This window comes from Rufibacter tibetensis, from assembly GCF_001310085.1.
GTDB lineage: Bacteria > Bacteroidota > Bacteroidia > Cytophagales > Hymenobacteraceae > Nibribacter > Nibribacter tibetensis.
The window spans coordinates 2,041,898-2,055,522 of sequence record NZ_CP012643.1 but is presented as its reverse complement, the minus strand read 5'-3'; the positions used below and the strand labels follow the sequence as shown (position 1 = coordinate 2,055,522).

At 49.0% G+C, this 13,625-nt stretch carries 15 protein-coding genes; 8 read left to right on the top strand and 7 right to left on the bottom strand.

What is annotated here, in order from left to right; translation table 11 throughout:
* The first annotated feature begins 104 nt into the window (after window positions 1–104).
* The gene (locus tag DC20_RS08165; RefSeq protein WP_062543378.1) at window positions 105–1,025 is read left to right on the top strand and encodes a helix-turn-helix domain-containing protein; all 921 of its coding nucleotides are present in this window, start codon (window positions 105–107) and stop codon (window positions 1,023–1,025) included.
* 230 nt (window positions 1,026–1,255) lie between these two features.
* Here the strand turns inward: DC20_RS08165 and DC20_RS08160 are convergent, their stop codons facing one another.
* Window positions 1,256–1,696: an STAS/SEC14 domain-containing protein gene (locus tag DC20_RS08160; protein ID WP_071885408.1), complete on the bottom strand. Its 441-nt coding sequence runs from the start codon at window positions 1,694–1,696 to the stop codon at window positions 1,256–1,258.
* Here DC20_RS08160 and DC20_RS23570 point away from each other — a divergent pair.
* Window positions 1,695–1,829 carry a hypothetical protein gene (locus DC20_RS23570; protein WP_262506346.1) on the top strand — a complete coding sequence of 45 codons (135 nt, stop codon included), beginning with the start codon at window positions 1,695–1,697 and terminating at the stop codon, window positions 1,827–1,829. The two genes, DC20_RS08160 and DC20_RS23570, sit on opposite strands and share 2 nt — an antisense overlap.
* 373 nt (window positions 1,830–2,202) lie before the next feature.
* Here the strand turns inward: DC20_RS23570 and DC20_RS08155 are convergent, their stop codons facing one another.
* Genes DC20_RS08155 through DC20_RS08145 form a run of 3 tightly spaced genes read right to left on the bottom strand, consistent with a single transcriptional unit; the run spans window position 2,203 to window position 3,985 of the window.
* A complete protein-coding gene (locus tag DC20_RS08155; protein WP_083470273.1) occupies window positions 2,203–2,982 on the bottom strand; it encodes a geranylgeranylglyceryl/heptaprenylglyceryl phosphate synthase in 780 nt (259 codons plus the stop codon).
* Complete coding sequence (locus DC20_RS08150; protein WP_062543376.1) at window positions 2,942–3,598, bottom strand: hypothetical protein; 657 nt, start codon at window positions 3,596–3,598, stop codon at window positions 2,942–2,944. The genes DC20_RS08155 and DC20_RS08150 overlap by 41 nt, the downstream gene beginning before the upstream one ends.
* Before the next feature lie 15 nt (window positions 3,599–3,613).
* The gene (locus tag DC20_RS08145) at window positions 3,614–3,985 is read right to left on the bottom strand and encodes a phage holin family protein (protein ID WP_062543375.1); all 372 of its coding nucleotides are present in this window, start codon (window positions 3,983–3,985) and stop codon (window positions 3,614–3,616) included.
* A gap of 240 nt (window positions 3,986–4,225) precedes the next feature.
* Here DC20_RS08145 and DC20_RS23660 point away from each other — a divergent pair, with 240 nt between their 5' ends.
* Window positions 4,226–5,314, top strand: coding sequence for a J domain-containing protein (locus tag DC20_RS23660; RefSeq protein ID WP_062543374.1), 1,089 nt, complete (start codon window positions 4,226–4,228; stop codon window positions 5,312–5,314).
* An 886-nt stretch (window positions 5,315–6,200) separates the two neighbouring features.
* The gene (locus DC20_RS08135) at window positions 6,201–6,476 is read left to right on the top strand and encodes a hypothetical protein (RefSeq protein WP_062543373.1); all 276 of its coding nucleotides are present in this window, start codon (window positions 6,201–6,203) and stop codon (window positions 6,474–6,476) included.
* A gap of 1 nt (window position 6,477) precedes the next feature.
* On the opposite strand, the gene DC20_RS08130 is transcribed toward DC20_RS08135, so the two are convergent.
* On the bottom strand, window positions 6,478–6,867 hold the full coding sequence (locus DC20_RS08130; protein ID WP_062543372.1) for a nuclease A inhibitor family protein: 390 nt from the start codon (window positions 6,865–6,867) through the stop codon (window positions 6,478–6,480).
* A gap of 135 nt (window positions 6,868–7,002) precedes the next feature.
* Window positions 7,003–7,875 carry a DNA/RNA non-specific endonuclease gene (locus tag DC20_RS08125; protein WP_062543371.1) on the bottom strand — a complete coding sequence of 291 codons (873 nt, stop codon included), beginning with the start codon at window positions 7,873–7,875 and terminating at the stop codon, window positions 7,003–7,005.
* A 429-nt stretch (window positions 7,876–8,304) separates the two neighbouring features.
* On the opposite strand from DC20_RS08125, the gene DC20_RS08115 reads away from it, so the two are divergent.
* Entirely contained in the window at window positions 8,305–9,447 is a 1,143-nt protein-coding gene (locus DC20_RS08115) for a putative sensor domain DACNV-containing protein (RefSeq protein WP_062543369.1), read from the top strand.
* Between the two features lie 48 nt (window positions 9,448–9,495).
* Window positions 9,496–10,269, top strand: coding sequence for an HNH endonuclease (locus tag DC20_RS08110; RefSeq protein ID WP_062543368.1), 774 nt, complete (start codon window positions 9,496–9,498; stop codon window positions 10,267–10,269).
* Here the strand turns inward: DC20_RS08110 and DC20_RS08105 are convergent.
* Window positions 10,259–11,215 (bottom strand): HNH endonuclease, encoded by a 957-nt coding sequence (locus tag DC20_RS08105; protein WP_062543367.1) that lies wholly within the window; start codon window positions 11,213–11,215, stop codon window positions 10,259–10,261. The two genes, DC20_RS08110 and DC20_RS08105, sit on opposite strands and share 11 nt — an antisense overlap.
* A gap of 332 nt (window positions 11,216–11,547) precedes the next feature.
* Here DC20_RS08105 and DC20_RS08100 point away from each other — a divergent pair, with 332 nt between their 5' ends.
* Entirely contained in the window at window positions 11,548–12,846 is a 1,299-nt protein-coding gene (locus DC20_RS08100) for a polysaccharide deacetylase family protein (RefSeq protein WP_083470271.1), read from the top strand.
* 334 nt (window positions 12,847–13,180) lie between these two features.
* Window positions 13,181–13,588: a cupin domain-containing protein gene (locus DC20_RS08095; protein WP_062543365.1), complete on the top strand. Its 408-nt coding sequence runs from the start codon at window positions 13,181–13,183 to the stop codon at window positions 13,586–13,588.
* Window positions 13,589–13,625 lie beyond the last annotated feature (37 nt).

Here is a 13,625-nt window from a genome sequence, read left to right as displayed (position 1 = left end):
TAAACCTTTTTTGTTTGATAACTTAAAAGATAAGTACTAATTTTAAACCGACAGACAACTTGAAAAATCAACAAAAGTAAAAACCCTTTAATTAGTGTCCTTACATGGAAGATTACAATAAAATAATTGAGTCGCTGAAAGTGCGCTACATCAAGGCTAAAAACCTGGTGTTACAGCAGCCGCTCACTGTGCGTAACTACTATGATGTTGGAAACAACCTGATATTAGTGCACAACGGCATTGTCGCTTTCGGAGACGATAAACAAGTAGCGGAAGAGGGGCAGTTGCTCTTCATCCCGGGCGGACGTAGCACTAAGCTCTATTATGGTGATACCGAGAGCCGGGTGATTTCTAATGACGACTATATTACCACTAAAGATAAGTTCTTTAAAAGCAATAATGACCTTGACCTGATTGGCGAAGCAGACGATAGCCACAGCTTCGTTAGCTTTGAGGCCAAGGTGTTTGACTCTGTAAACTTCTTCACCTCCCTGGAGGTGCCGGCCTTCGTGATTACCAGCAACAAGCTGGCCACGCTGGTGATCAAGATTGTAGAGGAAAGCATGCAGGAGTTGCCTGGCAAGGAGCGCATCATTAGCCTGTACACAGAGCAGATGGTGGTAGAACTGATCCGTTACATCTTAAAGAACAAGATGTTTGTGGAGCAGTTGGCAACCAACAGCACGTACTTTAAGGACCCCCGCCTTATTGACCTGTTCAACTACATCAAAGAGAACCTGGGCGGTGACTTGTCTAACAAAGTTCTTAGCAACGTGGCCAACGTGTCTGAAGACTATGTAGGCCAGTATTTCAAAATGCTGACTGGTATTAACCCGCAGGATTACATTGAATACCAGCGCATGGAGCGTGCCGTATTCTTGCTGCGTACTACCAAGAAAAGCATCAGAGAAATCGGGAAAGATGTGGGCTACAAGGATACTGCCTACTTCTGCCGTCGCTTCAAAATGATGTTCGGGATTCCGGCTGGTAAAATGCGCCGCCGTGAGTCATCCATGAACGTATAAGCACTGGAGATTCCATTTGCATAGAAAGGCCCGCCAAAAGCGGGCCTTTCTGTTTTAAAGCTGTTTTCTGAAAATGAAGCCAAAATCAAAGCTTGGCAATGTTGTATAAGCTGAGCGTGTGAAAGATCCTTGAAGCTTTCGAAAGGCAGAGCACAGGGGAGAATCCTCTTACCCCCATATATAAGGTGCAAACCGTAAGGAAGCAGCCTTTGGCTGTGTAGCAATAGGTGTTAAGTGGTCAGATAACCATCTGCCTGTTTCTGCTGAAGCCGACAACGGCGTAGCCAGGCCCTGGCCGTGGCTAAGTCTGCGAAAACCTCCGCCTCAAATGAGCTGATATTGGCGTAAAAGTCATCAGCAGCAGCTTCTGCAAACGTCTCAGGATTTACCACAACTGCGTAATAGTGTAAACCTGCTTCAACGGCTTTTGGCACCCATTCTTCAAGTGCCCAGTAAGTAGCGAAGCTCCGCACCCCATCCATAGAGCGGGTGTCTATCAGGACAGCGTCATAGTGCGCTTCTACCAGTGTTTCCAGATATGCCTCCATGCCGTTCCTGATAGCCTCTGGGGTAGGGTCGCCTTGCCAGGTAGCCACTATCCAGTGGTTCTCCTCATCTACTGAAATAGAGAGAAGCATATCATTAGGAGTATTCACAAGTTCTGATCTCATGGCTCAAGAAGTAAATAACACACATCAGGTAGAAGCGGCAAGTCACGTAGACTTGCTGGAAAGTACCCCGGTACTTTGTGAGCCATTTGACCCTTCATGGAAGAGTGAAGGCCGCTTCTTTCTGTTTTCCTGATCCTTTTCAATAAACGAGCCAAAAATCAGGGCTTTTAAAGAAATACAATTGCTTTCTTGTTTATAAACAATTGATATATAGCATTGAATGGAAAATTTCTATACAGTTCGCTTTAGAATGCCCATGGCGGAAAGGCTTTCTTCCCAGTTTAGGAGGAACAGAGATTCCTGAAGGGGAGCACAGGTGTGATTTACCCCAGTTTATAGATTGTGAAAGGAAAAACTAGTGAGCAGAGAAGATAGGGCAAGTGCCACGCATCGGACGTCAGCTGCCATCCAAACAAGCTAAGTTTATCAACAGTATAACGCGCCTGCAGTCTCTGGCCTATCTAAGTGGGCTCAACAAAGGCTAACTGATAATACAAATAGGTGCGTTATTCCTGCGGTAATACTACGTTAAACCGCTGCTTCACCTCACTTACTTCAGAAATGAATTGAGGGCTCTTTTCAATGTGATTACCTACCACCAGAATGTCGGCGCCGGCTTTCCAGGCTGCTTCGGCTTTCTCTGTGGTGTTCACGCCGCCGCCTACAATGATAGGCACAGATACGGCTTGGCGTACCGCTTGGATCATGGCGGCGCTTACCGGGTACATCGCGCCGCTGCCTCCGTCCAGGTACATGTATTGCAAGCCCAGCATCTGACCAGCTAGCGCAGTGCAGGCGGCAATAGAAGGCTTGTCATGCGGAATAGGAGTGGTACCACTCATGTAGGACGCTGTGGTTTGGCGGCCAGAGTCTATGAGCATGTAGCCGGTAGGGTACAACGGAAGCCCGCTGCTTTTAAGCAAAGGAGCCGCTGCCACGTGCTGGCCGATCAAAAGGTCTGGGTTGCGGCCCGAGATAAGGGAAAGCAACAGCATGCCGTCTGCTTGGGCATCAATGTAGAGGCCACTGCTGGGGAACAAGATCACCGGAATAGAGCTGTGCTGCTTGATGTAGCTTACAAAAGAGCCTTGTTCTGGGTTAGAGATCAGGCTGCCCCCCATAAAAAAGAAATCCACCTCATGCCGATGGCTCAGTGTCAGGATCTCCTGGCAGCGGGCGACGGTGAGGTGGTCAGGATCTAAGAGCACCGCCAGCCGTTTAGGGCGGTTGGCGGTATCCTGGGTATTAAGAGTGGGGAATATAGGGTGATTGCGGCGATTGGGCATCCGTAATAGTATCGTCAGGCTGTAACTCGTATTCTACAGTGGTGATTTCTTCCACTAGAATGGGTTGCGTGGTGGTGGTGTTAGTAGCAGGAGTCTTTAAGCGTTCTTCAATCAGTTTAGACAAGTAGACTATGGCCAAAGCCGCTAACTGCTGCTCCAATATCTTAAATAAATCTGATTGGAAGAACCCTTTGCCGGAAGAACTTTGCTTTTTGTGCCTAGGGCGGCTGTAGGTGGTGCCAACAGTGCCCGTGCTTGGGTGGTACACGGCAGGGTACGTACGTTCAATGGCGCTGTAGAGCGGCTCATCGTCTTCTACATCAGGAATAGATGAAATCCAGTCACGATCCTCGGCAGCCTTGAAGCGGGCCGGGTTCTCCAAACGGTTGCTTTTTTTCTTCTTAGGCTGCTTGGGCTCTTTCTTTTTGCTGAAAGCTCTGCTCAACAGGTAAATGCCCACTAAGGCTCCGCCGGCAATCAGCAGGCTCTTGCCTACTTGCTGAGACTGGTCTTTAAGATCGGTGACATCGCTGAGTAGCGCATTTTTATATTCTTCTTTTTGACGCTCCAGAAACTCGCGCGGGTCATCAAAAAGCGGATTGGTTAGTTCGCTCATGGCAACAGGTATAGGTTAGATCGTTTGGTTAGATTCGTCTGTTTTGTAGATAGTGTTCCGGAAAGCTTTGTCTGCCATGCCCTGAAATACCTTCTTGTCCAGGCCTACAAGTAAAATGACAAGCAAGATAAGGTAAAAAAGCGTGACAATCCCGAAGCCCCAGTACCGGCTGTCCAACAGGTCATTCAGCAGCATGGCAATGAACACGTTCAGGAACAACAGCACCATTAGTGCGACCAGACCCAGCAACACTCCGTGCACGGTGCTCACGAAGACGCTTTTCAGTTTGGTTTGCAGGTCTAGTTTGACCAGGTCAATGCGGGTATCAATGTACCCCATGAGGTTGGCAATGATGCTATCTGTTTTGCTTTTGTCTTCGGTAGCCATGTGTTTTGTCGTTGATGGTGCGTAGGTTCTATACGGAACATCGCAGGAAAAATATTCCTAAAATAAACTCCCTAAAAATTTCATACGCAAATGGACGCCAGAGGGATAACTTAAATGCGAAGTGTCTAGAAATCCTTTTTAAGGCTGATTTTCAGAAAATAAGGCAAAAACGATGGGTCAATGTACCCATGCAGGTGCGCTAGCACGTATTTTTGCAGATGGTTTGCCCTTTTTAAATCCTTGAGTAAGAATTATTACCATATCTTAGGAGTTTCCTCCAGTGCTTCGGCGGCTGAAATAAAGGCGGCGTACAAGCGGCTGGCCGTAAAACTGCATCCAGACAAGAACCCCAACAACCCGCATGCTGAGGAACGCTTCAAGCAAATAAACGAAGCCTATCAGGTGTTATCTGACCCCAGGCGGCGCGCCACCTTTGACCTCCAGCGGCAGTATGAGCAGCAGCAACGGCAGGCACAGGCTTATGCCAACCCGCGTTACCACCAAACACGCCAACCAGCCGGCTTTCAGGAGCGGCATTACCGGCAGCGGCCCCAAAAGCACACCCATTTCTCCCGGCGCGATCTCCTGATTGTGGCAAGCGTGGTGCTGGCAACAGTACTGTTGGTGTTTGTGATAGACATTGTCTGGAGCGGGATTGCCTCTGGCCGCGCCATGGAGCAAGCGCGGCAAGCCGAAAGCCAACAACTCTGGAAAGCCGCTGATGCCTCTTATTCCACCGCCCTGGAGCATAAACCCAAGCTGGAGGAAGCCCGCATCCGGCGCGCAGATCTTCGGCTCACGCATTTGAACAATCCCGCGGGCGCCATTGAAGATTACACGGCCGCACTGAAAGAAAGCGATAAACCGCCGGCTGCCTGGTACGCCGCCCGTGGCAAAAGCTATCTCCGGACCAAACGCTACCCGGAAGCACTCAAAGATCTAAACAAAGCCATTTCTTTAGACACCACACAGGCGGGCGTTTTCTTGGACCGTGGCTTGGTGCACCTGCAGGCAGAAGACAACTGGTCTCAGGCCGAAGCTGACATAAGCCGGTATCTCCAATCAGACACTATTCCCTCAGCGCGAACCTCAGAAGCCTTCCTGTACCGCTCCTTTGCCTACTTCCGGATGGAGAAACTAAAGAACGCCTGGCAAGACACCGAGCGGGCCTTACTACAGGACTCCGCCAATGCAAAGGCGTTCTACATCCAGGCGAAGATCAGGCAGTTCCAGGGAAACCGGAAAGGAAGCTGTGATCTGCTAGCCAGAGCTGCCAAACTGGGCTTAGCCACGGCGCGTGAAGAAGCGGCAGTTCAATGTCAGCCGTAAAATCCTTCTAGCCATTCATTAGCGCCAGTATCCTGCTGTTTTACGTCTGCTTCGGTGCGGTTTGTGGGGATTTTGTTTTTGCTGGCGTGGTGGCTGGTTGACGCGAGGCCCTTATGCTGGGTTGTTTCATAGTTTCTCTTCGTGCGCTCACGGCCGCGAGGCCTCGTCTTTCCCTCTCGCACTGCCCTTTCGGCCTGAATTGTCCTTTCCTCTTAGTTAAAGCTTTTCTAGGGCCAAAAGCGAGGCGCTCGATGGAAAGACTGGAATAAGGGAAAGTAGCAAAAGCCTTTTCCTCTTAATCTTAATCTTCCCACTTCTCATGGTTCAAGTTTATAACTTGGACCTACCATGATCTGAAGTTTGCAACTTCAGTGGGGCGACAGCCCCAAAAGAGGCATTGCTAAGAACATACGCAGGTTTCCATGGTAAATCATGCTTCTCTAGGCTAACATTACTTAGTCGGCTATATCTGGCTTTCTCCACTGTTGAGTGCTATTAGGCACGGAAAAACTCTTGCTGTTTCTAAGCTGTTTTAGGGAAAATGAGCTTAAAATTGTACCAAAGAAAGAAGAAGATTAGACATTAGAAATAGAGACAAACCATCTGGTAATTGCCTTCGTTGTAAAATGGAGCTGTTTTTAGGCGCTTGTAGATTGATTGGTCTTTAATTGTGCATAACCCCATGAACGGGAGCAGAAGATGCCTGTGGGGTTGAATCAAAGGGAGATGGTGAGGAAGCGTATCAATAGAAAGAGCGTTGCCGGTTTAGGGAAAAGACTGAAAGTTTCTCCTCTTTTCTTCGGCGCAGAAAAATAAAAAAACTGTACCTTAAGCACTAAAGCAGTCTTTTAGAGCGTAAGAAAGAACAATAAAGGCCAACGTAGAGATGGAAATGAAAGTGAAGGAGTTCAGCCAACTGCCCTTGACAGAACAAATTAAATGTGTACAGGACACCGGCAGATATTTACACGCCCGCCTGAAGGGGTGGTGCCACATTAGCTTATATTTTATGGGTACCTTCTACGCCGAGGTCTGGCTGCTGGAGCACTGCGGAAGTATTGGCATGGTCCGGACGTTCACCTCGCAGGAGCAGTTAGACCCTTACCTGAAGACTACGTCCATGGACAAGCTGGTGCAGGAGTTGCTGGTAGAAAAAAAGTAACTCACGTTTCTATAAGCGTTGTTTTCAATCCCAGCCAAGCACCCTCTGTTGTTTTACCCACCACATAAGCCTGTATCTGTATTTGACCTACTCTATACACCCGTACCTCCTGTAAGTTCGTTTCCAACCATTGTTGCAGCGCAATAAACCGTTGCGCAATGGCCTGCTGTGCCGGGTCCTCTTGATCCTGGCGCACCATGTTCCGGAAAAAATAAGGTAAAGTCACTTGCTCCACTGGCTGGCCCGTAACTCCTATGGCCTTCAGAAAATCAGCTTCTGTTTCAAGGGATGTACCCGCTGGCAAGCTGAAGGGCTCCAGGGCAGACTCGCTTTCACTGATAAACCACAAACCCTGAACGGCTTGCTCTAATTGCTGAAGGGAAGAGGGCATTTCTTTATGATTTTAATATGCAGAGGAAACAGCGTAGCGCATGTTTTGAGAGCCAGAACAAGCAGCCTGTTTCTCAAACCTCCTGTCTTCTCCATGTGACACGCTACTTTGTTTCCTCTGCAAAGGTTAGAAGTCCTATTGGGTAGGACCGTTGTCTACGCGGGCCTCAATGGTGCTCTGCACCGTAGACGATACATTTGAAAGAATGTTGTAGCCAGTGGCTGCTTCAATGGCATCTACGGTGGTGCGGTACGTGCCCCAAGTGCTGCTGATGCTGGTAGAGTTAGGGGTGTTCACCGCTATTACGCGGGTGCTGGTAGTCACGCGGCTTACGTCACCAGTGCCATTAGGCAACACCACAATTACTTTCCAAATCCGGTTAGGAACAGTAACTTTCCCGGCGGCCAGGGTTTCTTTGTAGCCGTTAAGACCGGTTCCGCCTTTGCCGTAGCTTCCCATGATAATGTACAACTCATTGCCCACATTGATCAAGGTGCGGCAGTAGTTTTCCAGGCCGGCCCAGGTTTGCTGGTTATTGGGGCCAGCCTGCGGAATCATGTTAGACATCAGGAACGTAGCCGAATTGTCTGCTACCGTCAACGTGCGGTCTGCTGACGGACAATTGTGGCCCCGGTCAAAGCCGCTGCCGGTGTAGTCAGAAGACTGCACTCTGTAGAAAGCACTAGGAAGCGAAGTATCTGCCCGGAAATCATCCTGGCGCGGTGTGGTGCCTACCCAGGCACTGCTCAGGTGCCAGCTTACCCAGTTGGGCGTTCCCCGGTAACTGTTGTAAGACATCACGTATTGTGGTTTGCTTACCAGGTAATTGCTGTAACTGGTTCCGGCAGCGCTGGGGTTACCCATGGCCAGGTGGTTGTCTTGGGTGGCAGTGGCATTGCTGGTAGCGGTTTGGCTAAGCGGTTGATTTGGCTCCACGTCTTCTACAGAACAGGAAGCACCAAAACCCAGCATCAGAGCCAGGAGCAGCGGGCGATAAAGGTTTTTCATGAAGGTTTGGTTTGTTTCATTATTTAAAGCAAGGTACTGCTGTATAAGCTCAATGCAAGGCTTTAGATTGGAATATTATGTGTTAAATAATTGTGAACAAGTTTTACAGGCGGGGCGATAAAGCGATGTTGCTTTAAAGCCGTTTTCTGAAAATCGCTCTAGAAACAGCAGGCTTTTTGGGGAGGTATAACAAGAGATACTATGCTGTGTAAGAGCCAGTGCGGCCTTTTGAGAAAGCCACTAAAACAATTTGCCGCAGTGGCTTGTACTCAGCAAAACTAAATGTAAGTTAGAATCTGAAAGCAACAGAGCGCCTCTGGTAAGCAGAAGCAAAACATCCTGCTACAAGAGGAAATGGGTAGAAGCCAGGGAAGACACCCGTGGTGCCGCCGTTTTGTATGCTTTCTGTTTGAAAAAGAATTCCAGTACATGATTCGTAAGTCCACCTACGCCGCGGCAAGAGCCGTGGCTTCTACCATAGAAAGCCATTTTGCGCAGCAGCAGTCAGAAGCCCGGCAGCGCGGAGAACTCAACATCGCCCCGGCGCCCTCAGTCAAAGTGGTAGAGGCCCTGATTGATGCCGCCTTTTGGGCTAGCCTCAGAAAAGAAGAAGGGCAATCGCCCAGGATATCACTTGCGTTCTTGCCGCCTGAGCTGGCCGGAAATCCCCTGTTGTTTTCCCAAAAGCTTCCGCTTACGTCTCATAACCTGACCAAGCTGGCCCCTGGGGTAGAGCGCGCCGGGGTGCATTTGGGCGTGTGGTTTGAGAAAGGGGAGTTGTACGTCTGGGGTACTACCCGGGAGATCCTGAGTTTTTGTTTTGTGCTGGATGTGTCTGAGCCGGGTTTGTTGGTGGTGAAACACCGGCGCTCCAGCGGTTTTGGCAAGTTCGCGAACGTGGCGGTGCTGAAGGGTGACGTGATCAAGATCATAGATGAACGTAGCGACAGCCTGCCCGACTGCCCCGAGGTATTAACGTCTTTGCTGGGTTTTACCTCGCCTTCGTCCTGGAATGCCTCGGTCAACGTGTTGGTGCAACTGGCGGTGTCTATGCGCGCCCACGGCAAAGGGGGTACGCTGCTGGTAGTGCCGGCCAACTCAGACAGATGGAGAGAATCAGTGATACACCCCATGCAGTACGCCCTCTCGCCCGCTTTCTCGGCTTTGACCGAACTAATGAAGCAAGACAAGGTAGACCGGAGCCAAAGCCTCTGGCAAGGTGCCCTGCGCCGCGAGATTGACGGCGTAGCCGGACTTACTGCAGTAGACGGGGCTACCGTCATCAATGACCAACACGAGGTACTAGCTTTCGGGGCGAAGATCCTGCGCTCTGACGGAAACGAACTGGTAGAGCAGATAGTGGTCACGGAGCCAGTAGTAGGAAACGAACCCATCATCATTCACCCCACCCACAGCGGAGGCACCCGTCACCTCTCAGCTGCCCAGTTCGTCCATGACCAACGCGACGCCACCGCTCTGGTCGCCTCCCAGGACGGCCGCTTCACCATCTTCAGCTGGTCTCCCTGCGAGATGATGGTACACGCGCATAGGGTAGATACGTTGCTGTTGTAGGTGTTTTGGTGGAAGAGGCTAGAAGACGCTAACTTTAATTCCTGATGTATGAAGCAAGGCCAAAGCCTTTGGACCAGAGAAGAGTTGATTCTTGCAATCAATCTGTATTGTAAGTTACCCTTCGGAAAACTTCACCGAAATAACCCAGAAGTAATCCAGTTAGCGCATTTAATTCGGAGAACTAGTAATTCTGTAGCTTTTAAGTTGGTGAACTTCGCGAGCTTAGACCCAAGCCTGCAAGAGAGGGGTATTAAAGGTGCTCAAAATACAAGCAAATTAGACAAGGAGGTCTGGGATCAGTTTAATCAAAATTGGGATGATCTTCCTTATGAGAGCGAAAAAATTAAAGCGAAGTATGATCATTCAACAGTAGAGAAGATAAACCAGATTGATGAATCAGAACTTCCTAAGGAGGGGAAGGTAAGAGAACAGATAGTCAAAGTGCGGGTAAACCAAGCTTTTTTCAGGCGCACAGTTCTTGCAGCATATAATTCCACATGCTGTATTACTGGTATACAAATTCCTGCATTGCTTATAGCTGGCCATATAAGACCCTGGGGAATAGATGAGAATAATCGGTTAAATCCAAGAAATGGATTAGCCATAAATGCCTTACATGATAAAGCGTTTGAGGCTGGTCTTCTAACAGTTACTCCTGATTACATTGTCAAGATATCTTCCTCTCTCAAGGAAAAAGGAATTGCTAATGTTAAGCAGGACTATTTCTTGAAGTACGACAATGAGAAAATAATCTTGCCTTCTAAGTTTCTGCCAGACAGGAGTCTGCTTGAATACCACAATAGTGAAAGGTTTATCCCTTAAATACCTTTTCCCTATGCCACGCTAAATTTTCAAAAGCCGGATAATGAATTGCTCCAAATGGTAAATTCAATCGCTTGCCTTCCAGTTTTCTCAACGCATAGGCATTGGCCTCATTTTCGGCAATGGCGGGGGAAACAACTACTTTCAGCTGCTGGTCTATGGTAATTAAGCCCCGGTCAAAAGCGCGGTGTAGGTTGGGACACAGGGCTAAACCATTGGTAACGCGGTCGTCATTTGTGCGGCTGAAAGGTACTATGTGGCAGGCGTCTACCATAGAAAAACCATGATTAGAAATGAGGCGCATGCCGGTAATGCAGCAGGTAAAATTATAAACTTGCGGCACTAATTTCTTAAACAAACCGCCTCGCACAAACACTTGTTCTTCGTCGGGTATTGCTTGCTGAAGTGGCGTGTAAATGGCGAAGTCCTCGTTCAAGATGTATTTCTCTAAATCGTGAAGATAGCCGCCGAGGGTTTTAGACTGTTGGTACTGGTGCGTGCTAGCAGGGAAATAACGCTGTAGTAAAGCGCTTTTCAGAAGGTGGCGAGTCTCTGGAACTTGAAGGAGCGCGTAAAGGTCATCGGCTAGGTAGGCAAAGTCCACCAAGCTATTCAACACATTGAAGCTTTTTATGTGGGCATTCAATTCTTTGCCAGGTAACGTTTTGACGAACCAGAAGCCTTCACTGGCAAGGTAGTAGAAGGGCAGAAAGAAATCTGGATTGTGGCCTGTGGTTACTAACAGCGCGAAGTTTTCCTTGAAAACACCCACCAATTCAGGGGAGATAAAGATCTGGTTTTGGTGGATCTCTCCTTTTTCAAATTGCTCTATGATGCTCAGCAGTAGAATGGGCTTATGAGGTGCCGGCCCATATTTGGTAACGCCTTGACGTAAACGGGTAAACTTCTGAAGGTACAGTTTCAGGGAGTCCTGTAGCAAAGACATAGGGGGGCAGTTGATGAGAAAGTATGAAGGTACTGATTTTGCTGATTGAGATAAAAGTAAGTTGGTAGGAGGAATCCCTATTTTAGGCCTATTTTCAGAAAATAATCCTTAAATAAGCAAGTAATGTAGCACCAATTTGCAGGATCCAATTCGTTTCATTCTTTATAGGCAATTTGCTAAGTTTTCGGGTACACAAATATCCAGGTAAATAATCCTACCTTGGAAAGGCTTCTTATCTAAAAAATAGAATCAGATGTGTGCTACCCATCAGTCTACTGGGTGGTAGGTAGGTAGGTAACCGGTCTTATTTCCTAATTAACCATTACTATAAAATGAGTTGTACCTCATATTCCCACCAGAAGGAAAGAAGAGGAAGTGTTGTGCTGCTGGCGAGCGTGTTTGCCCTGAGCTTTCTGTTCCCGCAAAGTACCCAAGCCCAAATAGCGCAAGGCTATGAAGTGGCCACTTGGCAGGGGTTTAAGCCGGCGGCGGTGAGCTATACGTTTGATGACAACACCAGCAAGCAACTGACCGTGGCCTTGCCGCTCTTCAACCAGTATAACTTCAAAACGACGCTGTTCACCGTCACCAACTGGGGGCCAAACTGGGTAGGGTTGAGAACGGCTGCTCAAAACGGACATGAAGTGGCCAGTCACACGGTAAGCCACGCTAGCTTGAATACGTTGAGTGTCATGGGGCAGGAAACAGAGTTGCAGCAATCCCAAACTACCATTAACACCAATATTCCAGAGGCCAAGTGCATCACCATAGCCTATCCCAACTGTAACATGGGAGATGTGGCTACTATCCAGAAATACTACCTGGCGGGGCGCGTGTGCAGCGGGCAGATTGGACCCAGCACCCCAGGTAACTTCTACCAGATCAGTTCCATTATTGCCGGGGCGCAGGGTGCGGTGAAAACTGCTGCAGATTTCAATGCCCAGGTAACCTCGGCGAAGAACTCCCGCGGCTGGTGCGTGTTCCTGATGCACGGCATTGACAATGATGGCGGTTATTCGCCACTGGCATCTGCAGAATTGGCTTCGCACCTCAGCTACATGAACACCAATGCCGCTGATTATTGGGTAGCCACGTTTGCCAACGTGGTCAAGTACATCAAGGAGCGCAACGCCGTGTCTTTAACGGAAATTTCTCTCGCCCCAGATTCTTTGCAACTCACCGTGCAGGATAACCTGGAGGACAACCTCTACAACGTGGCCATTACCGTGCGCAGGCAATTGCCAGCTGACTGGAACAACGCCAAAGTCTATATAAACCGTCAGTTGGTGAGTTCCACCAGCAGCACGGTAGGCGGCCTGCGGTACGTCATGTTTGATGTGGTGCCCAATGGCGGAGAGGTGCACCTGGCCAAGTCTTTGGTGGCGGGTGTGCAAGACCTGCGTAATCTGGCAGGGGTGAGCGTTTCTCCTAACCCGTTCACGGATGGGTTGTCAGTCAAAGCGGCCAGTGCCTTCCAGTACTTCCTGTACTCGTTAGACGGAAAACTGGTGGAAGAAGGCAAAGGGAAGAACGCTGCCCAGGTAGGCGTAACCTTGGCTCCCGGTACTTACCTGCTGAAGCTTCGGCAGAAAGACCGGGTAGGCGCAAGCCGGGTGGTGAAGCTAAATTGAAAGACTCCTTTTTTCACCTCTTTTCCCAAAACTGCCTAAAAACAAAAGTCTCGCCTCATTCCTGCAGCGGGACTTTTTTCTGCTGCTGGTAGCAATCATTGAAGAGCCACCCGCTTAAGAATTTCTAGTCCTTTGTTCTTTTAGGTGAAAAGGAGTTAGGGTCAGTCTATTGCACTTGTGCAGTAGACTGACAGACGCTCCCGGGAAATGTGAACGGAGTGTATAAAGAATTTGATAATTAAATCTTACCTTAAATGAAAACAGCCAGAGGCTATAAAGGATTGAGGGAAAGGCAATAACGAATAGGCTTTGTATACCATTATGAAATAAGACTATGGAAACAACAGATTCACTATTGGCACCTATGATGGGAGCCGAACACCGCAGCGTTGGCGGTGTGCAAATGGACTTCGTGAAGGCCGGAGATGCGCGGGTAAAGCGGGTGATTTATCCGGCTGGTTTCCGGTGGTCTACCCACATGAAGCAGATTGTGGGCACAGATCTCTGCATGCATGCGCACCTGGGCTTCCTGGCCAAGGGACATCTCCAGATTCAGTACGCCGATGGCATCACCGAAGACCTCATCGCGCCGCAGGTAGTGGCCATAGAGCCAGGGCACGATGGCTGGGTAGTAGGAGAGGAATCTGCTGTTTTGATTGAGTTCGATTTCGAGAAAGATACCTTAAATCGCCTGGGCATGGAAACCTTCCACCATCACCGGCTCCTGCCTAAAGCAGAATAAGACCTCTTGCTTACCAGCCGGCACTGGTAAATAAAGT

Excerpts from the sequence above, each read along its gene's own strand:
- DC20_RS23570 (WP_262506346.1), top strand. The coding sequence starts at position 1,695 with ATGGCTCAAGAAGTAAATAACACACATCAGGTAGAAGCGGCAAGTCAC.
- DC20_RS08105 (WP_062543367.1), bottom strand. The coding sequence starts at position 11,215 with ATGTCTTTGCTACAGGACTCCCTGAAACTGTACCTTCAGAAGTTTACC.
- DC20_RS08130 (WP_062543372.1), bottom strand. The coding sequence starts at position 6,867 with ATGCCCTCTTCCCTTCAGCAATTAGAGCAAGCCGTTCAGGGTTTGTGG.
- DC20_RS08135 (WP_062543373.1), top strand. The coding sequence starts at position 6,201 with ATGGAAATGAAAGTGAAGGAGTTCAGCCAACTGCCCTTGACAGAACAA.
- DC20_RS08165 (WP_062543378.1), top strand. The coding sequence starts at position 105 with ATGGAAGATTACAATAAAATAATTGAGTCGCTGAAAGTGCGCTACATC.
- DC20_RS08160 (WP_071885408.1), bottom strand. The coding sequence starts at position 1,696 with ATGAGATCAGAACTTGTGAATACTCCTAATGATATGCTTCTCTCTATT.
- DC20_RS08100 (WP_083470271.1), top strand. The coding sequence starts at position 11,548 with ATGAGTTGTACCTCATATTCCCACCAGAAGGAAAGAAGAGGAAGTGTT.
- DC20_RS08095 (WP_062543365.1), top strand. The coding sequence starts at position 13,181 with ATGGAAACAACAGATTCACTATTGGCACCTATGATGGGAGCCGAACAC.
- DC20_RS08110 (WP_062543368.1), top strand. The coding sequence starts at position 9,496 with ATGAAGCAAGGCCAAAGCCTTTGGACCAGAGAAGAGTTGATTCTTGCA.
- DC20_RS08145 (WP_062543375.1), bottom strand. The coding sequence starts at position 3,985 with ATGGCTACCGAAGACAAAAGCAAAACAGATAGCATCATTGCCAACCTC.
- DC20_RS08155 (WP_083470273.1), bottom strand. The coding sequence starts at position 2,982 with ATGCCCAATCGCCGCAATCACCCTATATTCCCCACTCTTAATACCCAG.
- DC20_RS08125 (WP_062543371.1), bottom strand. The coding sequence starts at position 7,875 with ATGAAAAACCTTTATCGCCCGCTGCTCCTGGCTCTGATGCTGGGTTTT.
- DC20_RS08150 (WP_062543376.1), bottom strand. The coding sequence starts at position 3,598 with ATGAGCGAACTAACCAATCCGCTTTTTGATGACCCGCGCGAGTTTCTG.
- DC20_RS08115 (WP_062543369.1), top strand. The coding sequence starts at position 8,305 with ATGATTCGTAAGTCCACCTACGCCGCGGCAAGAGCCGTGGCTTCTACC.